A 24,904-nucleotide genomic window follows, 5' to 3' on the forward strand; every position below is an offset into this window, starting at 1 on the left:
TGAATGTGTGTGGTGTCGCGGCCCGTGACCTCGCCCCAAAAAACGACCTAAAGTTCACTACACCCGTCATGGTTTAGGCTAGTCTGGCGCACTCATCGAGCAGCTAGCTTCGAGCCAGATTCAATCGGTTGAAGCGCATCAAGTCGTACGCAGTGGTGTCTATCATGACCTCTATATCAAGTAGATGATGCGCCTCGTAGCGCAGGACATCTCGGATTCTCCGCACGATCTCGGCCTTTGCGACGTCGTGAAAACCCATCGCCGAAGCATAGACAGCAGGACGTCGCTTTCTTTCACGTTTGTCGCTGTCGGGCCGCAGGAGAGCCATGTTCTGCGGCTGGAACGAGAAACCAAGGAAGACCAACTGGTGGGCAGACGCGATAGCCGAGCGGATTTCTTTCAAGCTGTCCTGATCCCTGACTTCTTCCGTGAACGTGCTCAGGCGCTGTGAAGCCATCCAAAAATCTACGCCCTCAAGAGAGCCAAAGCTGTTGCGACTGGTCGCACCTGACTTCAATGGCCCCAAGTCGCCATAGGGGTGAATTATCCGTATTTTCGATACGTGATCGTAGGCCTCTTGCCAGTCTATGCCGAAGGTTCGTTGTACAGCGTATGTCAGGTAGTGTTCGATGCATCTGTCATAGTTGAAGCAGATAATCGTTAGGTCCTCAGCGATAGAGTCAATTGCCGACGACTTGGATTTCTCCAATAGAATCTCTGAAAAGACGCGAAGCCACGAGTCCTTCGTCATTTCCCAATCGAACCCACCAAGGGAACTCCTCGGGAGGGCGAGCTTCGAATTATTCTCGGCCCGCAATATTTCCAAAGCGATTTGAAGCTTGCCTACGGCGCCCACTAGCGGTTTGTCCGCGTGCATGTCGATGAAGGCGTCGATCGACATCGCATGGTCGATGCCTTCATGTATCAGACGCGCCGCTTGGTAAACCTCGTCCTGCTGCTCCCTAGGAAGGGTCTGCGCATAGTGTTGGATCAGGCTGTTGGTCTGCTTGTCTCTGAGGCGACCATAAATCTCGACATCTCGCGAGAGCCATTCCAAGTTGCTGGATATGGTCTTGGCGAGGTGCGCCCCCAGCGGCATATCAAACTCATAAGAGGCGCCAGCGCCCACAATGAATACAGTAGAGTCTTTGAACATCTCCTGCCTTTCAAAGCGCCGCCATTAGCTGTGCGCGCCCGCGTAGCGAAGCATTCGCCCAAGGATTGGGATAGGACAAGGCGACCGACAAAGCTTATGCACTGGTAGTCCACTAGAGGGGGCCAATGCTATTATGATCGAAGCGACTAAATTCTGGAGAATCTGGCGATCCCGGCAGGACTCGAACCTGCGACCAACAGCTTAGAAGGCTGCTGCTCTATCCAGCTGAGCTACGGGACCCGCGCAGATGGCCCCATTTAACGCATTTTCGCGCAAAGTGAATGCCCTTGTTCGGGCTATTCCGCCGCGACCACCGGCGATGAAGTCGTGCGGCCGAGGGCAGGGGGGCAGGCCGTGCTGCCGCGGATGATCAGTTCCGAGCTGAGCACCATATGCATCGGCACGCGGCTGCGCCGCTGGCCTTCGATCACGTCGATCAGCGCCCCGGCGGCGATGCGGCCCAGGGCCTCGCGCGGCTGCCGCATCGTGGTGAGCGGCGGCCAGACATGGGAGGAGATGGCCAGGTCGTCGAAGCCCACGATCGAGACGTCGCGCGGGCAATCGAGCCCCTGCTGGCGCACGGCCGAGAGAAAGCCGATGGCGCCTTCGTCATTGGCGGCGAACACCGCCGTGGGCCGGTCGGTCAGCCGCATGAAATTCTGGCCCGCCGCATGCCCGGCATCCATGTCGAATCCCCCGGCAAACATCCAGTCGGCCCGGATTTCGAGCCCCGCCGCCGCCATGGCCTTGGCAAAGCCCGCCTCGCGCTCCAGCGTCAGCACATTGCCGACCGGTCCGCGAATATGGCCGATGCGCCGGTGCCCCAGCTCGATCAGGTGCCGCGTCGCCCGCTCGGCCGCATAGCTGTTGTCGGTCTTGACCGTGTGGAACGGCGCCGTCGGGATTTCCTCGCAGGCGACGATCAGCGGCAGCGGCGCCGGCTCGCCGGTCAGCATCATCAGCTGCGACAGGTCCAGCGAGCCATCGAACAGCAGTAGCCCATCCACCCGGTTGGACATGAAATAGTCGCGCATGCGCCGCCCCGAATCCGCGCCCGAAAAGCGATTGGCCACCAGCACGCCATAGCCGCGCATCGTCGCTTCGCGCTCGATGGAATCAAGGATCGTCGAGAAGAACGGATTGCCGATATCGGGCAGGGCGACGAGGATCGTACGGGCCGTCCGCTGCCGCAGCGAGCGTGCCGACTGGTTGGGTGTATAGCCGGTGACGCGCACGGCCTCCGAAACACGCGCACGGGTGCTCTCGCTCACCCTTTCAGGGCTTGAAAGGGCGCGGCTGACGGTGGCGGTCGAGACGTGTGCAAAACGCGCAACGTCTTGAATCGTAGGCGTTTTCTTCATCAAAGTCATGCCTGCCAGCGCCCCCTCTCGCTGTCAGAAACATGATCTGTCTAAATCGATCTTGACAGGTGCGCAACACGTGTATGAAACTAATGCAATCGATTGCAGAGATTTCGGGACCCGAAAAATGCAATCGATTACACGCAGCCAGCTCGGGATGCCTCACAAGAAGGTAGCCTTGCGGCTGGCAGCTCGCGGGGGCGATTTCGCTCCAAGTGATCGTTGGGAGGACAACCTATGAAGAAGTTTGCAGTGGTTGCCGCTATGGCAACTGCTTTGCTCGGCTCCACCGCTGTCAATGCAGCGGATGTCGAAGTTATCCATTGGTGGACGTCGGGTGGCGAACAGGCCGCCGTGTCGGTGTTTGCTCGTGAGTTCGATGCTCTGGGTGAAGACAAGTGGGTGGATACCGCCATTGCCGGTGGTGAAAATGCCCGTTCGGCTACGCTGCAGCGTACCCTCGGTGGCGATCCTCCGGGCGCTGCTCAGTTCAACATCAGCCGTCAGTTCGAAGAGCTTGCCGAAGGCGGCCTGCTGCTCGACCTGACCCCGCTCGCCGAGAGCGAAGGCTGGCGCGATTTCATTCGCCCCGCCGCCATTCTCGACGTTTGCGAGTTCGAAGGCGCGATCTATTGCGTTCCGGTGAACATCCACTCCTGGCAGTGGGCCTGGGCTTCGGTCCCGGCGTTCGAAAAGGCCGGCGTTCCGCTGCCCAAGAACCTGGACGAGTTCATTGCCTCCGCTCCCAAGCTGCAGGAAGCGGGCATCATCCCCTTCGCCATCGGTGGTGAAGCCTGGCAGATCGGTGGCGCCATGGGCGTCGTGATGCTGTCCCAGCTCGGCAAAGCCGGCCATGAAGCGATCTACAAGGATCGCAACCTGGAAGTGGCTGCCGGTCCGGAAGTGGCCAACGCCATCAAGATCTTCAAGAGCCTCAAGACCTTCACCGACGAAGGTTCGGCCAACCGCACCTGGAACGACACGACCAACCTGGTTATCCAGGATCAGGCCGCCCTGCAGATCATGGGTGACTGGGCTCGTGGCGAATTCGCCGTTGCCGGCGAACAGCCGGGCGTCGACTACGCCTGTATCGCTGGTCCTGCCGAAAATCCCTACCTGGATACCGGCGGCGACATCTTCCTGTTCCCCAAGCAGGATGACCCGGCAGTGGAAGCTGCTCAGCTGAAGATGGCCTCGATGATGGTCAATCCACAGGTGCAGGCCCTGTTCAACAACGCCAAGGGTTCGCTCCCGGTGCGTGACGACGTTGACATGTCCCTCGCCGATGACTGCATGAAGGCCGGTCTTGAGATCCTCAAGAACCCCGACAGCGTCATCCAGGGCGCCAGCATCTACCTCAACCAGGACGCTATCGGCCAGACCGAAGACCTGTGGGCAGAACTCTGGTCCAACCCCGACCTGAGCGTTGAAGAAGCCCAGCAGCGCTTCGTCGACATCATCGCGTCGGCTGACTGACACGATCATTGACAGGCCGGGTGACCCTGCAAGGGGCCACCCGGTTTGCTATTGGGGCAACCTGGTCGAGCCTGAGTTCTGACCGCCCTTAAACATCGACCCACAAGGGAAATCGTCATGGCTCAGCTTGCTACAGCCAAGGAAGACGGAGCCGCCGCGAGGCCGGCCGCCGGTTCTTCCGGGCGGAAGCCGTTCCGCTTGTCGACATTGATGTCCATCGTCGGCACCATGCCGATGATCGCCACGGCCGTCGGCGTCTTCTTCATCTGCATCATCTACTCCTTCGTGCTCTCCTTCACGAATTCCCGCATCTTCCCGGCCTTCGGCGCCGATAACTTCGTGGGTACCGACCAGTATGCGCGCCTGTGGTCCACGGGACGCTGGCTGGTTTCGGTCAACAATATCTGGTTCTTCGGCCTGCTCTCTATCGTCGCCAACATGACCGCCGGCTATCTGCTGGCCGTGTTCATGGACCAGCGCATCAAGCAGGAAGACCTGTTCCGCTCGATTTTCCTTTATCCATTCGCCATGTCGCTGGTCATTACCGGCCTAGTCTGGCGCTGGATCCTCGATCCCAATTACGGCATCCAGGCCACCGTGCGCGGCTGGGGCTTTGAAGACTTCGCCTTCGCCCCGCTGGTCAATTCCGGCACCGCCATCTACGGCCTCGTGGTCGCCGGCATCTGGAACGGCGTCGGCGTCACCATGGCCATCATGCTGGCCGGCCTGCGCGGCGTCGATGGCGAAATCTGGAAGGCCGCCAAGATCGACGGCATTCCCACCTGGAAGACCTACCTGTTCATCGTGCTGCCGATGATGAAGGGCGCTCTGCTGACCGCCTTCATCCTGCAATGCGTTGGCGTGGTCCGCGTCTATGACCTGATCGTCGCCATGACGCAGGGCGGCCCCGGCATCTCCACGCAGATGCCCGCCGTCTTCGTCATCCAGCACATTACCGACCGCTCCAATGTGGGTCTGGGCATGGCTGCGGCAACCATGATGCTGCTGCCGGTCATCGTCCTGCTCGGCCTGCAGGTCTTCGTGCAGTGGCGCGCCAATCGGGTCAAGGAGAACGCATGATGACCACCGAAGCCCTTGCCCCCTCCGCCGGCACCTCCCGCATCGAGGATGGTCCGCGCGGCGCCAAGCCCCGCACCCTGACGCTCAGCCGCGTCGGCGTCTATGTCTTCCTCATCCTGGCGGCGCTGTTCTTCCTGATGCCGCTCTGGGTCATGGTCGTGACCTCGCTCAAGTCCATGCCGGAAATCCAGCTGCGCCACATCTTCCAGTGGCCCCAGCAGATCACCTTCGAGCCCTGGCTCAAGGCCTGGGACACGGCCTGTACCGGCCGTGACTGCAACGGCCTCAAGCCCGGCTTCCTCAACTCGGTCAAGATCACCCTGGTGGGCACGACCGTCTCGATCATCATCGCCGCGCTCAACGGCTATGCCTTGTCCTTCTGGAAGTACAAGGGTGCCAATATCCTGTTCGGCCTGCTCGTGTTCGGTGCCTTCGTGCCCTACCAGGTGGTGATCTATCCGCTGATCATCGGCCTGCGCGAAATCGGCCTGTTCGGTACCTTCCCGGGCATCATCATCATCCACACGATCTTCGGCATGCCGATCCTGACGCTGCTGTTCCGCAACTTCTTCGCCGCGCTGCCGCCCGAACTGTTCAAGGCAGCCCGTGTCGACGGGGCAGGGTTCTGGCAGATCTTCTTCCAGATCATGGTCCCCATGGCCGTGCCGATCACCATCGTGGCGGTCATCCTGCAGGTCACCGGCATCTGGAACGACTTCCTGTTCGGCACCGTCTTTGCCGGCCGCGAGAACATGCCGATGACCGTGCAGCTCAACAATATCGTCCAGACGACAACCGGCGTGCGCGAATACAACGTGCACATGGCAGCGACCATCCTGACCGCTGCCGTGCCGCTGGCTGTCTATTTCATCTCGGGTAAATGGTTCGTCCGCGGCATCGCCGCCGGTGCGGTGAAGGGTTAAGCAGATGACGCAACACAGTGTATCCATTCGCGATCTGTCGCTCAATTTCGGCAATGTGAAGGTGCTTCAGCACCTCGATCTCGACATCGCGCAGGGTGAGTTCATCGTCCTGCTCGGGCCCTCCGGCTGCGGCAAGTCCACCTTGCTCAACTGCATTGCCGGCCTGCTCGACGTCTCAGACGGCCAGATCTTCATCGGTGGCAAGAACGTCACATGGGAAGAGCCCAAGGACCGTGGCATCGGCATGGTGTTCCAGTCCTATGCGCTCTATCCGCAGATGACCGTGGAGCGGAACCTCTCCTTCGGCCTGCGCGTCGCCGGCATGAAGAAGGAAGAGATCGACAAGCGCGTGAACCGCGCCGCCGAGATCCTGCAGATCGAGCCGCTCCTCCAGCGCAAGCCGGTGGAACTGTCCGGTGGCCAGCGCCAGCGCGTCGCCATCGGCCGCGCCCTCGTGCGTGACGTGGACGTGTTCCTGTTCGACGAGCCGCTGTCCAACCTCGACGCCAAGCTCCGCAGCGATCTGCGCGTCGAGATCAAGCGGCTGCACCAGCGGCTCAAGAACACCATGATCTACGTGACCCACGACCAGATCGAGGCGCTGACCCTGGCCGACCGCATTGCCGTCATGAAGAATGGCGTCATCCAGCAGCTGGCCGATCCGCACACCATCTACAACAAGCCGGTCAATCTCTATGTCGCCGGCTTCATCGGCTCGCCCTCGATGAACATGTTCCAGGGCACTCTCAACGGCAATGTCTTCACCACCGAAGACGGCACCGCGATCCCGGTGGGCACCTACCAGTTCACCACGCCCGCAGCGGGCTCGACCAAGGCCGTGCTCGGCGTTCGCCCCGAACACATCCTGCTGGGTGATGATGCCCGGGCCATGCCGTTCAACACGGAAGTCGAGATCGAGATTGTCGAACCCATGGGCTCCGACACGCTCGCCTGGACCAAGATTGCCGGCCATTCGGTGACCTTCCGTTGCAACAGCGACGTGCTCATCGAGACCGGCCAGAAGATCGTCGTCGGTTTCGATCCGGGTCGCGGCTCGATCTTCAGCACCGAGACCACCAACCGCCTCTGATTCCCCTCACTCTGGCGGCGGCGCCTCCGGGCGCCCCGCCACCTGTTTGTTGGCCAATGTTACTTTTCACGCATTGGGCCTGCCAGGAATGCGCGACAGCGTCCTCGAAAATCAATAGCTCCTGACCCGCGATCGACGGGCAGGAGAGCCCATTCTAACGTTACAAAAGAGGCCAAGATGGACTTCTCATATCAACTCTACAGCGCCCGCAACGAAGCCTCGCTGGACGCTACGCTCAAGACGCTGAAGTCGCTGGGTTACGCTCAGGTGGAGGGCTGGGGCGGTCAGTTCGCTGATCCGGCTGCATTGGCCCAGAGTCTCAAGGCCGCGGGCCTGACCATGCCGACGGCCCATATGGGCTATAGCCAGCTCACCGACACCGACGCTGCGCTCAAGATCGCCGATACGGTCGGCATCGAGACCGTCTATTGCCCGGCGCCGCCGTCCGAGGACTATCGCAACGGCACCGGCAACTGGCAGGAATTCGCCGAAGGTCTGGGCAAGATCGCTGCCGCCTTCAAGAAGGCGGGCAAGGGCTTCGGCTATCACAACCATCATTGGGAATTCAGCAAGGATGCCAGCGGCAAGACCCCGATGGAATTGATCCTGGCGGCTTCGCCCGATACGCAGTGGGAAATGGATCTGGCCTGGGTCATCAAGGCCAATGAAGATCCGCTGGTCTGGCTCGATCGCTTCGGCAGCCGCATCACCGCCGTTCATGTCAAGGATATCGCCCCCGCAGGCGAGAAGGCCGATGAAGACGGCTGGGCAGACGTGGGCACCGGCACGCTGGACTGGAAGCACTACATTGCCGAAGTGAAGGCCAAGACGCAGGCAAAGTACTTCGTTCTCGAGCACGACAAGCCGAGCGACGCCATTCGTTTCGCGCGCACCTCAATGGCAACCCTTAAGGGCTACGGAGTTTAAAATGGCCAAGACCTTTGGCGTCGGCATCATGGGTGCCGGCAATATCTCCAGTGCCTATCTGCGCCTCGCGCCCCTGTTCAAGGGGCTCGACGTGCGGGCGATCGCTGACATTGTGCCGGCCGCCGCCCAGAAGCGTGCCGAGGAATTCGGCGTCAAGGCGCAGACGCCCGACGAGCTGCTCAAGAACAGCGAAATCGACGTCATCGTGAACCTGACCATCCCTTCGACGCACTATTCGGTGTCGATGGATATCGTCTCGGCCGGCAAGCACGCCTATTCGGAAAAGCCCTTCGTGCTGAGCCTTGAAGAGGGCATGGCGCTCAAGAAGGCCGCCGATGACCGCGGTCTCAAGGTCGGCTCGGCTCCCGATACCTTCCTGGGCGGCGCGCACCAGCAGGCGCGCGACATCATCGACAGCGGCCAGCTGGGCAAGATCATGAGCGGCACGACCCACGTGATGAGCCGCGGCATGGAGCACTGGCATCCCAATCCGGATTTCTTCTTCCAGCCCGGCGCCGGCCCGATCCTCGATCTCGGCCCCTATTACGTCACCGACCTCATCCACCTGCTCGGACCGGTCAAGCGCCTCTCGGCCTTTACCAACATGGCCCGTGCTGAGCGCGAAGTGACGGCCGAAGGCCCCTACAAGGGCACCTTCGTCAAGGTCGGCACGCCGACCACCATTCACGGTGTGCTCGAATTCGACTCCGGCGCCATAATCACCATCGGCGCCAGCTGGGACGTGGCGGCGCATGGCCACCACAACATCGAGCTCTACGGCACCGACGGCTCGATCTTCGTGCCCGATCCGAACTTCTTCGGCGGCGATCTGGTCACGGCCAGCATCTCCGGTGAGCGCAGCAAGGTCACGCCGTGGGAACACCCCTTCGGCAAGGCCAATCAGGACCTCGACAAGCCCGTGCCGCGCGCCAACTACCGCGCTGCCGGCCTCGCCGACATGATGGCTTCCATCGACGGTGGCTACAAGGCACGCTGCGGTCTCGACGTTGCCCTGCATGCGGTCGACGTCATGACCAGCTTGCTGAAGGCGGGCGAGAGCGGTCAGGTCCTGACCCTGTCGACCACTTGCGAGCGGCCGCTGGCCCTGAACGCGGCCGATGCCCAGGCTCTGCTGAAATAGTGAGGTGCGTACCTCATTGACAGGCATCATCTGCCAGTCAACACTGTGACCAACCCATACAGGCGGCGGCCAACCCCGCCGCCTGTTTTCGCAAAAACTGGCAAAGACCAAGGCGCCAAGCGCCGTTAGAGGAGAAACTTCATGCGCACCATCAAGGGGCCCGCAATCTTTCTGGCGCAATTCGCTGGCGATGCGGCGCCGTTCAATTCCTTTGACGCCATTTGCGGCTGGGCTGCCAATTACGGCTACAAGGGCGTGCAAATCCCGACCTGGGTGGGCAGCCTGATCGACCTGGAAAAGGCGGCGACCTCCAAGACCTATGCTGACGAGCTGGCCGGCACCGCCGCCAAGCATGGTCTGGCCATTACCGAGCTGTCGACCCACCTCCAGGGCCAGCTTGTCGCGGCGCATCCGGTCTATGACACCATGCTGGACGGCTTTGCCCCGGCTTCCGTCCACGGCAATCCCAAGGCGCGCCAGGAATGGGCGGTGCAGCAGCTCAACTGGGCAGCCAAGGCGTCAAAAAATCTCGGCCTTACCGAACACGCGACCTTCTCGGGCGCGCTGGCCTGGCCCTTCCTCTATCCCTTCCCGCAGCGCCCCGCTGGCCTCGTCGAGGAAGCCTTCGACGAGCTGGCCCGCCGCTGGATGCCGATCCTTAATGCCTTCGACGAGAATGGCGTGGACGTCTGCTACGAAATCCACCCCGGCGAAGACCTGCATGACGGCGCGACCTACGAGATGTTCCTCGAGCGCGTGAACAATCACCCGCGCGCCAATCTGCTTTACGATCCCAGCCACTTCGTGCTGCAGCAGCTCGATTATCTCGACTACATCGACATCTACCACGAGCGGATCAAGATGTTCCACGTCAAGGATGCCGAGTTCAATCCAACCGGCCGCCAGGGCGTCTATGGCGGCTACCAGAGCTGGATCAACCGGGCAGGGCGCTTCCGCTCGCTCGGGGACGGCCAGGTCGATTTCGCCTCCATCTTCTCCAAGATGGCGCAATATGACTTTGCCGGCTGGGCCGTGCTCGAATGGGAATGCGCCATCAAGCATCCCGAGGACGGCGCGCGCGAAGGCGCCGAGTTCATCAAGAATCACATCATCCGCGTCACCGAAAAGGCCTTCGACGACTTCGCCTCGGCCGGCACGGACTTGGCGGCCAACCGGAAGATTCTGGGGCTGAGCTAACCCATCCCCACGGAGACCTTCCCGCTAAAGCGGGAATCTCCGTTTTTCGACAACAACAGGGGTTCCCGCTTTCGCGGGAACACCCTTGTGGTAGACGTCGGACGACGTTGAACTGAGGAGGCACTAATGGCTGAAAACGGCGCGAAGCGCATTCGTCTGGGCATGGTCGGCGGCGGCACGGGAGCCTTTATCGGCTATGTGCACCGCGTCGCTGCCCGCATCGATGGCGATTATGAACTGGTGGCCGGCGCCCTGTCGTCACGCCCCGAGGTTGCGAAAGAATCCGGCCGCAATATCGGCCTGGCCGAAGACCGCATCTACACCTCCTACGAGGAAATGGCCAAGGCCGAGGCCGCCCGGCCCGACGGCATCCAGGCCGTCTCCATCGTCACGCCCAACCACATGCACTATGGTCCCGCCAAGGCCTTCCTCGAGGCCGGCATCCATGTCATCTGCGACAAGCCAATCACCAGCACGCTGGAAGATGCGCGCAAGCTTGCTGCCATCAAACCGGCCAATGGCGCGCGCTTTCTGCTGACCCACAACTATACCGGCTACCCGCTGATCCGGCAGGCTCGCGAGCTGGTCGCCTCGGGCGCCCTGGGCAATATTCGCGTCGTACAGGCAGAATATCCCCAGGATTGGCTCACCGAGCCCACCAGCGACGACAACAAGCAGGCCTCCTGGCGCACCGACCCCGCGCGCTCCGGCGCCGGCGGCTGCATCGGCGATATCGGCACCCATGCCTATAACCTGGCCCGCTTCGTTACCGGCTTGAAAACACAGGCGGTTTCGGCTGACCTGACGGCCTTCGTCGATGGCCGCCAGCTCGACGACAACGTCAATATCATGCTGCGCTTTGAAGGCGGCGCCAAGGGCATGCTCTGGGCCAGCCAGGTTGCCGTCGGCTGCGAAAACGGCCTCCAGCTCCGCGTCTATGGCGACAAGGCGGGCCTCGAATGGCGCCAGGATAATCCCAACTACATGTGGTTCACCGAATTCGGCAAACCCAAGCAGCTGCTGACCCGCGGCGGCGCCATCTCGGGCAACGCCGCCTCGACCATGAATGTCCGCATTCCCTCGGGCCACCCCGAAGGATATCTGGAAGCATTTGCAACGCTTTACAGCCAGTTCGCCGCCATCATCCGCGGCGAGGGCGAGGCCTATGAGGGCCTGCTGCCCACCCTGGCCGACGGCGTCGAAGGCATGCAGTTCATCGTCGCCTCGGTGGAATCGAGCAAGAACGACGGCAAGTGGACGCGCCTCAGCGACGTCTAGCACAAGGGCAGGGGCGCCGGCACGGCGCCCCGCTCACTGGATGCGCGTGATCGCGTAGCCCTGCTGCTCCAGCAGGTCGAGCACGCTGCCATCCCCGATCAGGTGTCCCGCCCCAACCACCACAAGGTTCTGCTGGTTATCCGCCAGCATGCCCTCGAGCGGGGCAATCCAGTTGCGGTTGCGCGCATAGATCAGGCGCTCGAGAAACGCCTCCTCGAAGCCGCCCATTTCCATCAGGAACATCCTGCCCAGCCGCTCCGGCGTGCCGTCCGCCCAGCTTGTCAGCATCTTGTCCATCAGCTTGGGCAACTGGTCGAGCTGGTCCAGCGTCGAGGCCAGCATGGCCACCTGCTCGTCCTCCGGCGCGCCCGCCAGCACGTCGAGCTGCTCCTCGCCCGTTTCGAGAAAGCCGACACGCTCGGCAGCCAGTTCCGGCTGCAGCAGGAATTCGACCCCCTGTTCGCTGAACCCCTCTGCCGCCAGCGCCGCCACGGTAATGGCATTGGTCGCCATCCATGGCCGCATCGCCAGCACCGGGCCGAGCGGCATGGCCACCGCCGCAGCATGTTCCCGCAACCGGGCTTCCAGATCGTCGTCGATCACGTCGGTCAGCAGCGTCCCATCGACATAGATGCCGCGCGCAAACGCTTCGGCCCCGACCTCGGCCATGGCCAGCGGCCCGATATCGGTTTCAAACACCACCTTGTCGGCCTCGTCGAGGATGGTGTCGAATCGCTCCGTGCGCCACGCCATGCCATCGGGCAGCAGGTGGAATGACCCGAACAGCCAGATGGCGCTGTCGCCATCGCGCACTTCCCACATGGCGGGCTCGGCCCGGGCCGGCAGGGTCACGCCCAGGGCGATCAGTGCGGGGAGCAGGCAGTGCATCGGCAGCTTCATCGGCGATTCCTCGTTCCACGCGCCAGGATAGGCCGGCCAAGCCGAAACGCCAACGCCGCAGGGAAGGATGGCATCTGCCGCGATACCAAAAACAAAAGCGCCACAATCACTTGCGGCGCTTTGCGGAATCTCGTTCGGAACGGACTTAATGCGTCCAGGGCGTCTTGCGGTCGGCCCGGAAATTGTCCGGATAGCTCTGCCGCTTGGGCGTGGCGTCATGCGCCGGCTGCACCGAATAGGCGATGCCATTCTTCTGCGCATAGGCTTCCGCCGCTTCCAGCGTATCAAAGCTCAACCGGACCTGCTGGCGCGTATCGGCGCTGGACGTATAGCCCATCAGCGGATCGATCTCGCGCGGCGCGGCCAGTTCATGCACCAGCATCCATTGCCTGGATTTGCCCTTGCCCGACTGCATGGCATTGGGGGCAGGGCGGTAGATACGGGCGGTCATGCAAAGTCCTCAACACGATGCTCAACGCAAGAGGCGATGGTCGGAGTACAAAGATTCGAACTTTGGACCCCCGGTTCCCAAAACCGGTGCTCTACCAGGCTGAGCTACACTCCGAGATCGCCGCATTCCGTTAGCCTGTTCGGCCGCAAAGGGCAAGCGGCCGATGCACCTGCGCCGCACTATTGACGCGCGGGCCCGGGCATAACAGAAACAGTCCATGATCGATTTGACCAAACCCTGGCCGCTGGGCCTCGATAGCCGTCGCTGGCCGCTCTTCTGCCTCGCCGTCGTTCTGGGCGTTGCGCTCCTGGCGCAAATCGACATCTGGGCCTCGCAAAGCACCATTGCCTGGCCAGACCTCTGGCGCGCGCCCTTCTTCTTCATCACCGATTACGGCCTGTCCGACTGGGTGCTGATCCCCTCGCTGGCCATCTTTATCCTCGCCCTTGTCGCCGGCCGGTTGCTCAAGGATCTGCCCGGCCTCGCGGCGCGCGAAGTCGCGACTCTGTCGGGATTCGTCTTCCTCGGGGTCGGGGTTCCAGGCCTCATGGCCAATCTGATCAAGCGCCTCATCGGCCGCGGCCGGCCCACCGAATATGATGTCTCGGGCGCTTTTTCCTTCCAGAACGTCGTCAATGACTGGAGCTTCCAGAGCTTTCCCTCGGGCCATACCACCACGGCCATAGCGCTCGCCTTCGTCATCGGCTTTCTCTGGCCGCGCCTTTTCATGCTCTTCCTCGCCATCGGCATTGTGGTGAGCTTTTCGCGCGTCCCGATCGGCATGCACTATCCCAGCGACGTCTTCGGCGGCCTGGTCGTCGGCATGCTCGGCGCCTATCTGGTGCGCAATATCTTCGCGCGGCGCGGCTGGCTGTTCGAGACCCTGCCGGATGGCAGGATCGTCGCCCGTCCGTTTTCGGCTATTCCCCGCCTGTTTCAGCGCGCCAGCGAATAACGCTCGATAGCCGCCGCCAGGTCGGCCTTCAGGTCCTCGACCCCTTCAAGACCGATATGCAGGCGGAACAGGTTACCCTGCGCCGTCCACGGCACCGCCGTGCGATTCTTGCCCAGCTTGACCGGCAGGCAGAGGCTCTCATAGCCGCCCCATGAATAGCCCATGCTGAACAGGCTCAGCCCATCGACGAAGGCCGCCACCGAAGCCCGCGGCGCCGGCGCCAGCAGCACCGCGAACAGGCTCCCCGAGCCGGTGAAGTCCCGCTGCCACAGTGCATGGTCGGGGTGGCTGGGCAGGGCGGGATGCAGCACCTGCACCACCTCGCTTTGCGTCTCCAGCCAGCTGGCGATCTCTAGCGCCCGCTGCTGGTGCTCCTTCATGCGGATCGCCAGCGTGCGCAGGCCCCGCGCCACGAGGAAAGCGTCATCACCCGAGGTGAAGATACCCAGCTCGCGCCGCACCCGGTCGACGCCTGCCCAGCTCTCCTCGGTCGTCGAGATCGTGCCGGCAAAGGCGTCCGAATGGCCCACGAACATCTTGGTCCCGGCATGCACCACGATGTCGGCGCCCAGCGCCAGCGGCTGCAGATAGAGTGGGCTGGCCCAGCTGTTGTCGACGATCAGTCTGGCTCCGCCCTCATGCGCCGCTTTCGCCAGCGCCGGAATATCCTGCACCTCGAAGGTCAGCGAGCCCGGGCTCTCGGCCAGCACGGCCTTGGTATTGGGTCGCATCAGCTCGGCCAGGCCCGCGCCGATTCGCGGATCGTAATAACGGGTGGTTACACCCATGCGGGCCAGAAATCCGTCGCTGAAGGTCCGGCTCGGCTCATAGGCGCTGTCGGTCACGAGGATGTCATCGCCGGCCTGCACGCAACTGAGCAGGGCGACCGTGATTGCGGCTAGGCCCGATGGCACCAGCCGCGTGCGATGGGCGCCTTCAAGCGCGGTGATCACCGCTTCGACGCTTTCAGTGGTCGGGTTTCCCGCCCGGCCATAGAGGAACCGCTGCTGCTGCGCCTCGATATCGGCCAGCGTTTTGAACAGCACCGTCGAGCCGCGATAGACTGGTGTATTTACAAATCCGAACTGATCGTCGGGCACGCGCCCATGATGAGTGAGCACGGTTTCCAGAGATTGCTGGACCGGGCTGCCGCTTTTTTTGTCATTCATGGGAGGCTCAATGCTCAAAATCAGTTCAAGTGGGTACGTGTGTCTAAATAAGCGACAGGTTTGCTGTCTCATGCGGCCATGAGCCCTTGACGCAACGGTCAATAGACGCTTGCATGCTTAGCAGCATCACACCGTCATTCAAAGGCGGCGGTGCCACCGGGGACGCTGGCGCAAGCCTGATGAGCTCCGGGACACAGGGTCAGGAAACAAAAGGCAATATCAATGCAAAAAACGCTCGTAACGTTCGCAGTCGCGGCCTCGCTCGGCCTCGGCGCGACGGCTGCTCAGGCAGCCACTCTCGACGACGTGAAGGCGAAGGACTACGTCCAGTGCGGTGTGACCGGCGGTGTGCCCGGCTTCTCTGCTCCCGACGCGAACAACGTCTGGTCCGGCCTGGAAGTTGACTTCTGCCGTGCCGTCGCTGCTGCCATCTTCGACGACGCCGAAAAGGTTCGTTACACCCCGCTGACCAGCCAGGAACGCTTCGCAGCGCTTTCCGCCGGTGAAATCGACATCCTGTCGCGCACCACCACCTGGACCATGAGCCGCGATACCGATCTGGGCATCACCTTCGCTGGCGTCATGTATTATGACGGCCAGGGCTTCATGGTTCGCGAAGCCGACGGCATCGCATCGGCGATGGATCTGTCCGGCGCCGCCATCTGCATCGAATCGGGCACCACGACCGAACTGAACGCTGCTGACTATTTCGAGACCAACAGCCTCGAATACAGCCCCGTCGTGTTCACCGACCAGGACGAAGTCGTGAAGGCCTTCGAAGACGGCCGTTGCGACGTGTACACCACGGACGCCTCGGCCCTCGCTGCTGAGCGCTCCAAGTTCGCCAACCCGGATGAATACATCATCCTGCCCGAGATCATCTCCAAGGAGCCCCTTGGGCCGTCCGTGCGTCAGGGCGACGATCAGTGGTTCTACATTGCCCGCTGGACCTATTACGCACTGCTCGAAGCTGAAGAGCTGGGCGTGACCCAGGCCAATGTCGACGAGATGCTCGGCTCCGACAATCCGGCCATCAAGCGCCTGCTCGGCGTTGAGGGCGAATTCGGTACCCCGATCGGCCTGACCAATGACTGGGCCTACCGGATCATCAAGCATGTCGGCAACTATGGCGAATCCTTCGACCGCCATATCGGCCCGAACACCGAAATCGGTCTTGAGCGCGGCCTGAACGCGCTGTGGTCCGACGGTGGCATCCAGTACGCAATGCCGATCCGCTAAGGCGAAACAGTTCCGGCGCTCCCATTGGGGGCGCCGGTTCGTCGTGACGTGCGTTTCTAGCGGTTGGCGCCTTTAACAAGCCTATGTGAACTGCCCCGCCGGCATGCGGCCGGGGCCCGGTTTCGTATTAGCTGTTTGTGCCGCCCCCGGATACGCGCGACACTCTGTTAGGGGACATCGCTATGGCCGCCCAAGTCACTCTCTCGGCTCCGCCGCGGACGGCGTTTTATAATGACCCGGTGATCCGCGGCATTATCTACCAGATCCTGGTAGCGCTTGCCGTCATACTCTTCTTCGCCTGGATCATCCTGAATACCGCGCAGAACCTGGCTGCGCAGAACAAGTCGACAGGTTTCGATTTTCTGTTCCAGACATCCGGCTTCGGCATCAGCTTCACGCTCATTCCGTTCGACCGCTCGTCCTATTACTGGCAGGCCTTTCTGGTCGGCCTGCTCAATACGCTGCTCGTGGCCATCATCGGCATTGTCTTCGCGACGATCCTGGGCTTCGTGCTGGGCGTAGCGCGCCTGTCCTCCAACTGGCTGGTCGCCCGCATCGCGACGGTCTATGTCGAAATCATCCGCAACATCCCGCTGCTGCTGCAACTGTTCTTCTGGTACTTCGCAGTGCTCAAGGCGATGCCGGCCGTTCGCCAGTCCTACGAATTGCCGTTCAACACCTTCATCAACCAGCGCGGCATCATCGTCCCCAAGCCATTGCCGGATAGCGAGATGACCTTCGTCATCGTCGCCCTGGTGCTGGCCATCGTGGCCGCCATCGCCATCGTGCGCTGGGCCATGAGCGTGCGCACCGCCACCGGCCACTATCCACAGCCGGTCGTCTGGGGCAGCCTGTTTGCCAACCTGCTGATCACCTTCGGCTTCGGTTTTGTGGCCGGCAGCCTGCTGACCGGCATCTTCCCGGCTCTGTCGGGCATCGTTGGCTTCCCGCTCATCGCGGGTGCCGTCCTGGCAGGCATATCGCTGACGCCATACACCCGCTTCGGCCGCGCCTTCATCGGCTTCGTGCTGACCTGGGCCGTCATGGCTTTCCTGCTCGAGGGCATGTTCGCCTTTGTCCCGCCCATGGTCATCGCCTTGGCTGCCGTGCTCACCGCTGCCGCGGTGGCGTGGATCATGATCAAGGGCGACGGTCGCCCTGCCACCGAGGGCAAGTTCCCGCTCGCTTTGGCCGTGCTGATCATCATCGCGGTGCCCGGCCTCGTCTATTGGCTCACTGGAGCGACGCTGAACTTCGAGGTTCCCATCCTCGAGCGCTTCAACTTCTCTGGCGGCGTGCAGCTCGTGCCCGAACTGGTGGCGCTGGTCTTCGGCCTCACCATCTACACGGCCGCCTTCATCGCCGAAAATGTCCGCAGCGGCATTCAGGCGGTCAGCAAGGGCCAGACCGAGGCGGCTGCCTCGCTTGGCCTGCGCGAGGGTGACCGGCTACGCCTGGTCGTTATTCCCCAGGCCATGCGGGTGATCATTCCGCCCCTGACCAGCCAGTATCTCAACCTGACGAAGAACTCCTCGCTCGGCGCCGCCATCGGCTATCCCGAGCTGGTCAATGTCTTCATGGGGACCACGCTGAACCAGACCGGCAAGGCCATCGAGGTCATCGCCATCACCATGGCGGTCTACCTCACCCTGTCCTTGACGACCTCGGCCTTCATGAACTGGTACAATGCGCGCGTTGCGCTGGTCGAGCGATAGGAGCACGAACATGACATACTCCTTCGTTCGCCAGGACATGGTCGATGCGCGCGGCGCCCCCGTCAACACCAGCGGACCCATTGCCTGGGCCCGCCGCAGCCTCTTCGCCACGCCCAGCGATGCCCTGCTGACCATCCTGGCCATCGTCTTCCTCATCTGGGCCATTCCGCCCATCTATGGCTTCATCGCGCCCACCGGCATCGGTGGCAATGCGGTGGCGCCGGGCGGTACGGTTGAAGATTGCCGTGTCGAGAATGCCGGCGCCTGCTGGGCCTATATCTCGGCGCGCATGTCGTTCTTCATCTACGGCTTCTATCCGCCGGCAGAGTATTGGCGGCCCAATATCGTCTTCGCCCTGGGCGCCCTGCTGCTGTTTCCGCTGCTGACACCCAAGGCTCCGTTCAAGCGCACCAATGCGGTGCTCTTCTTCGTCGTCTATCCGGTGATCTGCTTCTACCTGCTCAATGGCGGCGTGTTCGGCATGCGGCCGGTGCCCACCGAGCAGTGGGGCGGCCTCATGGTCACCCTCATCATCTCGCTGGTCGGCATCATCTGCTCCATCCCCCTCGGCATCCTGCTGGCTCTGGGGCGGCAATCCTCGCTCCCGATCATCAAGACGCTCTGCGTCATGTTCATCGAGCTGTGGCGCGCCGTGCCGCTGATCACCGTGCTGTTCATGGCCTCGGTCATGCTGCCGCTGTTCATGCCGCAGGGCACGACGGTCGACAAATTGCTGCGTGCCCTGGTGGGCGTCACCCTGTTCTCCTCGGCCTATCTGGCCGAGACGGTTCGCGGTGGCCTGCAGGCCCTGCCACGCGGGCAATACGAGGCGGCCTCCTCGCTGGGGCTGAGCTACTGGAAATCGATGGGCTTCATCATCCTGCCCCAGGCGCTCAAGCACGTCATCCCCGGCATCGTGAACAGCTTCATCGCGCTGTTCAAGGACACGTCTCTCGTCTCCATCGTGGGCATTTTCGACCTGCTCAACACCGTTCAGGCGGCCAGCTCGGATATCGAGTGGTCGTCTCCCACCCAGGCGATCACCGGCTATCTGTTTGCCGGCTTCGTCTTCTGGATTTTCTGTTTTGCCATGTCCCGCTACTCCATCTACATGGAACGGCGCCTGGATACGGGTCACAAGAGGTAACGCCATGAGCGACACATCAAGCGCAACCGTCGACCGCGCGATCGACACCTCGCATATGAAAGTATCTGACACCGACGTGGCCATCGATGTCGTGGGCATGCACAAGTGGTATGGCGACTTTCACGTCCTGCGAGATATCAACCTCAAGGTCATGCGGGGCGAACGCATCGTCATCGCCGGCCCCTCGGGTTCGGGCAAGTCCACGCTGATCCGCTGCATCAACCGCCTGGAGGAACACCAGGAAGGGCAGATCATCGTCAACGGCACTGAACTCACGGCCGATCTCAAGCGCATCGACGAGGTGCGTCGCGAAGTCGGCATGGTATTCCAGCACTTCAACCTGTTCCCGCACCTCACCATCCTGCAAAACCTGACGCTGGCGCCCATCTGGGTGCGTGGCACGCCCAAGGCCGAGGCCGAGGCCACGGCCATGCACTATCTTGAGCGCGTCAAGATCCCCGAGCAGGCCAACAAGTTCCCCGGCCAGCTCTCGGGCGGTCAGCAGCAGCGCGTGGCCATCGCCCGCTCGCTCTGCATGCAGCCGCGCATCATGCTGTTCGACGAACCCACCTCGGCGCTCGACCCCGAAATGGTCAAGGAAGTGCTCGAAGTGATGATCAGCCTGGCCGAAGAAGGCATGACCATGATCTGCGTGACGCACGAAATGGGCTTTGCCCGTCAGGTCGCCAATCGGGTCATCTTCATGGACCAGGGCCAGATCATCGAGCAGAACGAACCCGAACAGTTCTTCTCCAACCCGCAGCACGAGCGTACCAAGCTCTTCCTCAGCCAGATTCTGCACTGACGCTGTCGGCAGAGGCTGCCAAATTCCGGATTGCGCTGGCGTAATGCACAGCGCAATCCACCGCCCGGCTTGACCCGGGGTCTTGGGCTGCCAATATGTCGGTCCAGGGCAAGGGAAGCCGCCGATTGACCAGAGTTTTCAAGCGATTGCTGTCACTGCTGGCAGGCCTTGCCTGCGCGGCGACGCTTGCCGCCACGCCGGCAAGCGCGCAAACGCTCGATGCGGTGCGCGAACGCGGCTTTCTGGTCTGCGGCTCCAGCAATCCCCTGCAGGGATTTGCCCAGCAGGACGGCGAAGGCCGCTGGTCGGGTTTTGACGTTGACCTCTGCCGTGCCATTGCCGCCTCCATCTTCGGCGATCCCAACCTGATCGAGTTCCGCGCCCTGCGCGGCGAAGCCCGCTTTGCCAGCCTGCAGACCGGCGACATCGATGTGCTGACCCGCAACGGCCCCTGGACCCAGCGGCGCGACACCTCCTACGGCGCCGCCTTCGTGGCCGCCAGCTTCTTCGATGGCCAGGCATTCCTCGTGCCCCAGTCCCTCGGGCTGGTCTCGGCCTATGAGCTGGACAACGTCAATATCTGCGTCACCGACGCGACCGGCGATCTGCAGCGTCTCGACGAGTTCTTCTTCACCAACCAGGCTGCCTATGCCGAAGTGGTCTATGAGGACATCGCCGATCTGGCCGTGGCCTATCAGGCCGGCCGGTGCCAGGTGATCTCCGCTGCCGGCCGCCAGCTGCAGGCCATCCGCCGGCAGATGTCGGACCCGGCCGCCCATCGCATCCTGCCCGAGCGCATCTCCAAGGAAGCCCTTGGCCCCGTGGTGCGGCAGGGCGACAGCCAGTGGTTCAACATCGTCAAGTGGACCCTCTATGCCCTGATCAATGCCGAGGAAGTCGGCGTCACCGCGCTCAACGTCGATTCCCTCCTCTCGGCCCGCACGCCCGCCGTGCGCCGTATCCTGGGTGTCGATGGCGATTTCGGCACGCCGCTCGGCCTCGGCCCGTCCTTCATGGCCGATGCCATTCGCGCCGTCGGCAATTACGGCGAGCTCTATGACCGCCATTTCGGCCCGCAGACCGGCGCCGCCCTGCTGCGCGGCCAGAATGCTCTTTGGGGCAATGGGGGCCTCATGTACGCCCCCCCGATCCGCTAGCTCAGAGCAGCGGCGACAGCAGCCGCGCCGCCTGCGTCAGGAAGCGCATGGGCAGCGGACGCTGGCGGACCTCGGCGATGTCCACCTGCCGGCACAGCTTGAAATCCTCCACCAGCATCGCCTCGACACTGTCGATGGCCTGCTTGTCGGGGAACCACAGCGTGATCTCGAAATTGATGGCAAAGGAGCGGTTGTCGAAATTGACGCTGCCCACCGAGGCGATCTGGTCATCCATCAGCACCACCTTCTGGTGCAGGAAGCCGTCGGTATAGCGATAGACCGACACCCCATGCTCCACCATGGCATCAGCATGCGCAATGCTGGCCAGCCACACCATCTTGTGGTCCGGCTCGTTGGGCAGCATGATCCGCACATCCACGCCCCGCAGCCGCGCCGCGAACAGGGCGGTGCGGATATCGGTATCGGGCACGAAATAGGGGCTGACGATCCATAGCCGTTCGCGTGCCCGCCCGATAAGGTCGGTGAAGGCGATGGCGCATTCCTCCAGCTTGTCGGCCGGGCCGCTGCCCATCACCAGCACGGATTGCTCGCCCGGCGTCGCCACATGTTCCGGTGGAGCCGCCGGCAACACCTCGCCCGTCGCCCATTCCCAGTCTTCCCGGAACAGCAGCCCGCAGCCCAACGCGGCCGGCCCCGAGACCCGCACATGCGTATCGCGCCAGCGCCCGAAGCGTGGGTCCTCGCCCAGATATTCCACGCCCACATTGTGCCCGCCCACCCAGGCATGCTCGCCATCCACCACCACGATCTTGCGGTGGTTGCGATAGTTGATGCGCGTCGGGCCATAGATCCGCATGAACTTGTGCCGCTGGTTGAAGCCGGCCACCTTGATGCCAGCCTCGCGCAGCTGCGCCCGATAGCGCCGGGGCATGCCGGTGCTGCCGATATCGTCATAGAGCAGATAGACTTTCACGCCGGCCCGGGCGCGCTCGATCAGCCGCTCCGCCAGTTCCTTGCCCAGCGCGTCGTCGCGCACGATGTAGAACTGCACCAGCAGATAGTGCTTTGCCGTCTCGATCCCCGCAAAGATCGAGTCGAACGTCGCCTTGCCATCCACCAGCAGCTCGACTTCGTTGCCGCTCAGGAACGGAACTTCCGACACCTTGGTCTGTACCGGCCATTTGTGGCTGGTCTCGCGGTCGATCAGCGCCAGGTCCTTGGCCCGCAGCGGCCGCGCGGCGCGGCCGTTGCGGATGCGGTCGGTCGCGTAGTCGTCGAAGGCCTTCCAGCCCACGATGAGATAGAGCAGGGCCGTCGGAAAGGGCAGCAGCGCCAGCGCCAGGATCCAGGCGATCGAGCCCTGCGAGGTGCGCGAGATCATGATTTCGCGCACCGCGCAGACGAAGGCGAGCAGGTAGAAAGCCGCCGTGATCGCCGCCACGATGTGGAAGTCGGCGATGATGATCCGCAGAATGTCGTCGATACCGATCACAGCGCCCCACCTCGAACATGCGGCGCCACTCTATCAGCCCGCCTCATTTGAACAATGTCGCGATTGACAAGTTTCGTCCGCGGCTTAGTCTTGTCCATGGCGCGTGCAGCCAGCCGCTCGCACCCCCGTCTGGGGGAGGGTGAATGCACGATTATCCTGCTGGTTTGACCTCGATCACCGGGCAAGCCGTCAGTAATGCGAGCGCTGACTTTCTGGTCCTTGCCCATGAGAGAGGATTGAACCATGCACAGTTTCATGGATGCAAAGCTTATGGCCAAACTCCTGCGACAGGGGCTGGCCGAGCGTGATGTCGGGCTGAGCCACAGCGAGTGCCTTGAACTCGTGGCGCGCCAGTTTGGTTTCGCCAACTGGAACATTCTGAGCGCGCGCATCGACGCGGTGAACAGCGCCGGCGATGTCGTCCCGCAGGGCTGGATACGCGACGGCCGCTCGCCCCGGCTGTACCGGGTGGGTACCGATCGCGCGCTGGCCGCCGCCTGGATAGAGAGCAAGCCGGAGCTGTCTTTCGATATCAGCAACGAGGATTTCTGCACCCTCATGCAGTCGGTCGATGCCACGGCCTTTCGCGGTCAGCGCATGCGGCTGCGCACCAGCCTCAAGGCTGTGGCGGTGGATGGAGGCGTAACCATCTGGTTCCGCGTCGATGGTCCGCTGGGCTCGCTGCGCTTTGAAAATCTCGAGCGTTACGCCACCGGCGGTCCGCTGACCGACGACACGGACTGGACCGAGCGCCAGATCGTTCTCGATATCCCCGAGGAGGCGACGACGCTCAATTACGGCTTCTACGTCAAGGGACGGGGCAGGGGTCTCGCCCGCGGCTTCGAGCTCGAGGCGGTGGACGCGACCACCCCGCTGAGCACGCCGGACGGAAAGGCCCTGCGCAGTCCCACCAATCTTGGTTTCTTTGACGCAGCCTGATGCCCGCGGGGCCGGTCCTAGACCGGCTCCGCTTCCAGCACGCTGGATATGTCGATCGGCGCCCGGTCTTCCATCCACAATGGTACCGGCAGCCCCTTTTCCTGCAGGAAGGCCGGATTGAAGATCTTGCTGGCATAGCGATTGCCGTAGTCGCAGAGGATCGTCACGATGGTCTTGCCCGGCCCAAGGTCCTGCGCCATGCGCACGGCGCCGGCAATGTTGATCGCGCTGGAGCCGCCCAGGCACAGCCCCTCATGCTCGAGCAGGTCGAAGATATAGGGCAGGGCCTCGGCATCCGGGATCTGGTAGGGATTGTCGATCGTCAGCCCTTCCAGGTTCGCGGTGATCCGGCCCTGGCCGATGCCCTCGGTGATCGAATTGCCCGAGGATTTCAGCTCCCCATGCGCGTAATAGTTGTAGAGCGCAGCGCCTTCGGGATCGGCCAGGCCGATCTTGACGTCCGAGCTGCGGGCCCGCAGCGCTTCGGCCACACCGGCCAGCGTTCCGCCTGATCCTACCGCGCAGATGAAGCCGTCGATCCGGCCCTTGGTCTGCTGCCAGATTTCGGGTCCTGTGGTTTCGACATGCGCGCGCTTGTTGGCGATGTTGTCGAACTGGTTGGCCCAGATCGCCCCGCCCGGCAGCTCGCGATTGAGCTTTTCCGCCAGCCGTCCGGAAATCTTGATGTAGTTATTGGGGTTCTTGTAGGGCTTGGCCGGCACTTCGATGACCTCGGCGCCATAGAGCCGCAGGGCGTCCTTCTTCTCCTGGCTCTGCGTCTCGGGGATCACGATCACCGATTTGAAGCCCAGCGAATTGGCCACCAGCGTCAGCCCGATACCGGTATTGCCCGCCGTGCCCTCGACCACCGTGCCACCTGGCTTGAGCGCGCCCGACTTCACCGCATCGTGGATGATGAACAGCGCGGCCCGGTCCTTGACCGACTGGCCCGGATTGAGGAACTCGGCCTTGCCCCAGATATCGCAGCCCGTCAGTTCGGACACGCGGTTGAGGCGGATCAGCGGCGTGTTGCCGATGGCGGCGATGAGGTCTTTATGAATGGCCATGGATCGATCTGTAAGGTGTTTGAAGGACTTATGTTAGGTGGCGGCACCCGGCGCCACAAGGCTTAACCCACACGATCGGCAAGCCATTCCGCCGCGCACCGCGCCAGCGCAACGCCAGTGCGTACTGCCGGTTCCGGCGCAATTTCATTCCCCAAGGTCTCGGCCCCCCTCTCATCCGCCCTTCCGGCACCTGCTGCCAGTGGGGAGAAGGGGGCAGCGCGCCGTGTCATGAGTGGCGTTCCGAGGGTGGATCGGCCGCAGGCCGAGACGGGTGAGGG

21 protein-coding genes, 2 tRNA genes and 1 pseudogene are annotated in these 24,904 nt (G+C 62.6%); 15 read left to right on the forward strand and 9 right to left on the reverse strand.

Annotated features, from left to right (window positions below; genetic code table 11):
• Positions 1-103 precede the first annotated feature (103 nt).
• From ACLI1C_RS08645 to ACLI1C_RS08655, 3 genes are all read right to left on the reverse strand, one after another.
• On the reverse strand, positions 104-1,156 hold the full coding sequence (locus ACLI1C_RS08645) for an SIR2 family protein (RefSeq protein ID WP_411396461.1): 1,053 nt from the start codon (positions 1,154-1,156) through the stop codon (positions 104-106).
• Between the two features lie 163 nt (positions 1,157-1,319).
• Positions 1,320-1,396 (reverse strand) — tRNA-Arg (locus ACLI1C_RS08650).
• 56 nt (positions 1,397-1,452) lie between these two features.
• Positions 1,453-2,526, reverse strand: a complete 1,074-nt coding sequence (locus ACLI1C_RS08655; RefSeq protein ID WP_411396462.1) for a LacI family DNA-binding transcriptional regulator — start codon at positions 2,524-2,526, stop codon at positions 1,453-1,455.
• Between the two features lie 228 nt (positions 2,527-2,754).
• Between ACLI1C_RS08655 and ACLI1C_RS08660 the strand changes: the two genes are divergently transcribed.
• The 8 genes from ACLI1C_RS08660 (at position 2,755) to ACLI1C_RS08695 (ending at position 11,629) form a co-directional block, all read left to right on the forward strand.
• Positions 2,755-3,993: an ABC transporter substrate-binding protein gene (locus ACLI1C_RS08660; protein ID WP_411396463.1), complete on the forward strand. Its 1,239-nt coding sequence runs from the start codon at positions 2,755-2,757 to the stop codon at positions 3,991-3,993.
• Positions 3,994-4,110: 117 nt separating this feature from the next.
• A complete protein-coding gene (locus tag ACLI1C_RS08665; protein ID WP_411396464.1) occupies positions 4,111-5,073 on the forward strand; it encodes a carbohydrate ABC transporter permease in 963 nt (320 codons plus the stop codon).
• Positions 5,070-5,996: a carbohydrate ABC transporter permease gene (locus ACLI1C_RS08670; RefSeq protein WP_411396465.1), complete on the forward strand. Its 927-nt coding sequence runs from the start codon at positions 5,070-5,072 to the stop codon at positions 5,994-5,996. The genes ACLI1C_RS08665 and ACLI1C_RS08670 overlap by 4 nt, the downstream gene beginning before the upstream one ends.
• A gap of 4 nt (positions 5,997-6,000) precedes the next feature.
• Positions 6,001-7,086, forward strand: coding sequence for an ABC transporter ATP-binding protein (locus ACLI1C_RS08675; protein ID WP_411396466.1), 1,086 nt, complete (start codon positions 6,001-6,003; stop codon positions 7,084-7,086).
• Between the two features lie 177 nt (positions 7,087-7,263).
• Positions 7,264-8,013, forward strand: a complete 750-nt coding sequence (locus ACLI1C_RS08680; RefSeq protein WP_411396467.1) for a sugar phosphate isomerase/epimerase family protein — start codon at positions 7,264-7,266, stop codon at positions 8,011-8,013.
• A 1-nt stretch (position 8,014) separates the two neighbouring features.
• Positions 8,015-9,154 carry a Gfo/Idh/MocA family protein gene (locus tag ACLI1C_RS08685; RefSeq protein WP_411396468.1) on the forward strand — a complete coding sequence of 380 codons (1,140 nt, stop codon included), beginning with the start codon at positions 8,015-8,017 and terminating at the stop codon, positions 9,152-9,154.
• Between the two features lie 141 nt (positions 9,155-9,295).
• Positions 9,296-10,351 carry a sugar phosphate isomerase/epimerase family protein gene (locus tag ACLI1C_RS08690; protein ID WP_411396469.1) on the forward strand — a complete coding sequence of 352 codons (1,056 nt, stop codon included), beginning with the start codon at positions 9,296-9,298 and terminating at the stop codon, positions 10,349-10,351.
• 126 nt (positions 10,352-10,477) lie between these two features.
• On the forward strand, positions 10,478-11,629 hold the full coding sequence (locus ACLI1C_RS08695) for a Gfo/Idh/MocA family protein (protein ID WP_411396470.1): 1,152 nt from the start codon (positions 10,478-10,480) through the stop codon (positions 11,627-11,629).
• 33 nt (positions 11,630-11,662) lie between these two features.
• Here ACLI1C_RS08695 and ACLI1C_RS08700 read toward each other — a convergent pair whose 3' ends face one another.
• The 3 genes from ACLI1C_RS08700 to ACLI1C_RS08710 all read right to left on the reverse strand — a co-directional run bounded on the left by ACLI1C_RS08700 (position 11,663) and on the right by ACLI1C_RS08710 (position 13,094).
• Complete coding sequence (locus ACLI1C_RS08700) at positions 11,663-12,529, reverse strand: TraB/GumN family protein (RefSeq protein ID WP_411396471.1); 867 nt, start codon at positions 12,527-12,529, stop codon at positions 11,663-11,665.
• Between the two features lie 145 nt (positions 12,530-12,674).
• The gene (locus tag ACLI1C_RS08705; RefSeq protein ID WP_411396472.1) at positions 12,675-12,980 is read right to left on the reverse strand and encodes an ETC complex I subunit; all 306 of its coding nucleotides are present in this window, start codon (positions 12,978-12,980) and stop codon (positions 12,675-12,677) included.
• A 37-nt stretch (positions 12,981-13,017) separates the two neighbouring features.
• Positions 13,018-13,094, reverse strand: a tRNA-Pro gene (locus ACLI1C_RS08710).
• A gap of 103 nt (positions 13,095-13,197) precedes the next feature.
• Here ACLI1C_RS08710 and ACLI1C_RS08715 point away from each other — a divergent pair.
• Positions 13,198-13,935 carry a phosphatase PAP2 family protein gene (locus ACLI1C_RS08715; protein ID WP_411396473.1) on the forward strand — a complete coding sequence of 246 codons (738 nt, stop codon included), beginning with the start codon at positions 13,198-13,200 and terminating at the stop codon, positions 13,933-13,935.
• Here ACLI1C_RS08715 and metC read toward each other — a convergent pair.
• The gene (metC, locus tag ACLI1C_RS08720) at positions 13,917-15,104 is read right to left on the reverse strand and encodes a cystathionine beta-lyase (protein ID WP_411396474.1); all 1,188 of its coding nucleotides are present in this window, start codon (positions 15,102-15,104) and stop codon (positions 13,917-13,919) included. The genes ACLI1C_RS08715 and metC overlap by 19 nt on opposite strands.
• A gap of 222 nt (positions 15,105-15,326) precedes the next feature.
• On the opposite strand from metC, the gene ACLI1C_RS08725 reads away from it, so the two are divergent.
• The 5 genes from ACLI1C_RS08725 (at position 15,327) to ACLI1C_RS08745 (ending at position 21,167) form a co-directional block, all read left to right on the forward strand.
• Positions 15,327-16,343, forward strand: a complete 1,017-nt coding sequence (locus ACLI1C_RS08725; RefSeq protein WP_411396475.1) for an amino acid ABC transporter substrate-binding protein — start codon at positions 15,327-15,329, stop codon at positions 16,341-16,343.
• A gap of 182 nt (positions 16,344-16,525) precedes the next feature.
• Positions 16,526-18,058, forward strand: a complete 1,533-nt coding sequence (locus ACLI1C_RS08730; protein ID WP_411396476.1) for an amino acid ABC transporter permease — start codon at positions 16,526-16,528, stop codon at positions 18,056-18,058.
• A gap of 10 nt (positions 18,059-18,068) precedes the next feature.
• The gene (locus tag ACLI1C_RS08735; protein ID WP_411396477.1) at positions 18,069-19,205 is read left to right on the forward strand and encodes an amino acid ABC transporter permease; all 1,137 of its coding nucleotides are present in this window, start codon (positions 18,069-18,071) and stop codon (positions 19,203-19,205) included.
• A gap of 4 nt (positions 19,206-19,209) precedes the next feature.
• A complete protein-coding gene (locus ACLI1C_RS08740; RefSeq protein WP_411396478.1) occupies positions 19,210-20,010 on the forward strand; it encodes an amino acid ABC transporter ATP-binding protein in 801 nt (266 codons plus the stop codon).
• A 125-nt stretch (positions 20,011-20,135) separates the two neighbouring features.
• On the forward strand, positions 20,136-21,167 hold the full coding sequence (locus tag ACLI1C_RS08745) for an amino acid ABC transporter substrate-binding protein (RefSeq protein WP_411396479.1): 1,032 nt from the start codon (positions 20,136-20,138) through the stop codon (positions 21,165-21,167).
• A 1-nt stretch (position 21,168) separates the two neighbouring features.
• On the opposite strand, the gene cls is transcribed toward ACLI1C_RS08745, so the two are convergent.
• Positions 21,169-22,620, reverse strand: a complete 1,452-nt coding sequence (cls, locus tag ACLI1C_RS08750; protein WP_411396480.1) for a cardiolipin synthase — start codon at positions 22,618-22,620, stop codon at positions 21,169-21,171.
• Between the two features lie 243 nt (positions 22,621-22,863).
• On the opposite strand from cls, the pseudogene ACLI1C_RS08755 reads away from it, so the two are divergent.
• Positions 22,864-23,043, forward strand: a pseudogene (locus ACLI1C_RS08755) (glyoxalase superfamily protein); the annotation flags it as partial.
• Between the two features lie 533 nt (positions 23,044-23,576).
• Here the strand turns inward: ACLI1C_RS08755 and ACLI1C_RS08760 are convergent.
• Entirely contained in the window at positions 23,577-24,626 is a 1,050-nt protein-coding gene (locus ACLI1C_RS08760; protein WP_411396481.1) for a cysteine synthase A, read from the reverse strand.
• Positions 24,627-24,904 lie beyond the last annotated feature (278 nt).

The sequence above is a fragment of the Devosia sp. XGJD_8 genome, from assembly GCF_046614475.1.
Taxonomy (GTDB): domain Bacteria; phylum Pseudomonadota; class Alphaproteobacteria; order Rhizobiales; family Devosiaceae; genus Devosia.

What these genes read in the sequence shown, in the direction of transcription:
- metC (WP_411396474.1), bottom strand. Translation starts at nt 15,104, where the DNA reads ATGAATGACAAAAAAAGCGGCAGCCCGGTCCAGCAATCTCTGGAAACC.
- ACLI1C_RS08645 (WP_411396461.1), bottom strand. Translation starts at nt 1,156, where the DNA reads ATGTTCAAAGACTCTACTGTATTCATTGTGGGCGCTGGCGCCTCTTAT.
- ACLI1C_RS08725 (WP_411396475.1), top strand. Translation starts at nt 15,327, where the DNA reads ATGCAAAAAACGCTCGTAACGTTCGCAGTCGCGGCCTCGCTCGGCCTC.
- ACLI1C_RS08735 (WP_411396477.1), top strand. Translation starts at nt 18,069, where the DNA reads ATGACATACTCCTTCGTTCGCCAGGACATGGTCGATGCGCGCGGCGCC.
- ACLI1C_RS08715 (WP_411396473.1), top strand. Translation starts at nt 13,198, where the DNA reads ATGATCGATTTGACCAAACCCTGGCCGCTGGGCCTCGATAGCCGTCGC.
- ACLI1C_RS08685 (WP_411396468.1), top strand. Translation starts at nt 8,015, where the DNA reads ATGGCCAAGACCTTTGGCGTCGGCATCATGGGTGCCGGCAATATCTCC.
- ACLI1C_RS08760 (WP_411396481.1), bottom strand. Translation starts at nt 24,626, where the DNA reads ATGGCCATTCATAAAGACCTCATCGCCGCCATCGGCAACACGCCGCTG.
- ACLI1C_RS08660 (WP_411396463.1), top strand. Translation starts at nt 2,755, where the DNA reads ATGAAGAAGTTTGCAGTGGTTGCCGCTATGGCAACTGCTTTGCTCGGC.
- ACLI1C_RS08655 (WP_411396462.1), bottom strand. Translation starts at nt 2,526, where the DNA reads ATGACTTTGATGAAGAAAACGCCTACGATTCAAGACGTTGCGCGTTTT.
- ACLI1C_RS08665 (WP_411396464.1), top strand. Translation starts at nt 4,111, where the DNA reads ATGGCTCAGCTTGCTACAGCCAAGGAAGACGGAGCCGCCGCGAGGCCG.
- ACLI1C_RS08705 (WP_411396472.1), bottom strand. Translation starts at nt 12,980, where the DNA reads ATGACCGCCCGTATCTACCGCCCTGCCCCCAATGCCATGCAGTCGGGC.
- ACLI1C_RS08700 (WP_411396471.1), bottom strand. Translation starts at nt 12,529, where the DNA reads ATGAAGCTGCCGATGCACTGCCTGCTCCCCGCACTGATCGCCCTGGGC.
- ACLI1C_RS08740 (WP_411396478.1), top strand. Translation starts at nt 19,210, where the DNA reads ATGAGCGACACATCAAGCGCAACCGTCGACCGCGCGATCGACACCTCG.
- ACLI1C_RS08690 (WP_411396469.1), top strand. Translation starts at nt 9,296, where the DNA reads ATGCGCACCATCAAGGGGCCCGCAATCTTTCTGGCGCAATTCGCTGGC.
- ACLI1C_RS08680 (WP_411396467.1), top strand. Translation starts at nt 7,264, where the DNA reads ATGGACTTCTCATATCAACTCTACAGCGCCCGCAACGAAGCCTCGCTG.
- ACLI1C_RS08675 (WP_411396466.1), top strand. Translation starts at nt 6,001, where the DNA reads ATGACGCAACACAGTGTATCCATTCGCGATCTGTCGCTCAATTTCGGC.
- ACLI1C_RS08670 (WP_411396465.1), top strand. Translation starts at nt 5,070, where the DNA reads ATGATGACCACCGAAGCCCTTGCCCCCTCCGCCGGCACCTCCCGCATC.
- ACLI1C_RS08730 (WP_411396476.1), top strand. Translation starts at nt 16,526, where the DNA reads ATGGCCGCCCAAGTCACTCTCTCGGCTCCGCCGCGGACGGCGTTTTAT.
- ACLI1C_RS08695 (WP_411396470.1), top strand. Translation starts at nt 10,478, where the DNA reads ATGGCTGAAAACGGCGCGAAGCGCATTCGTCTGGGCATGGTCGGCGGC.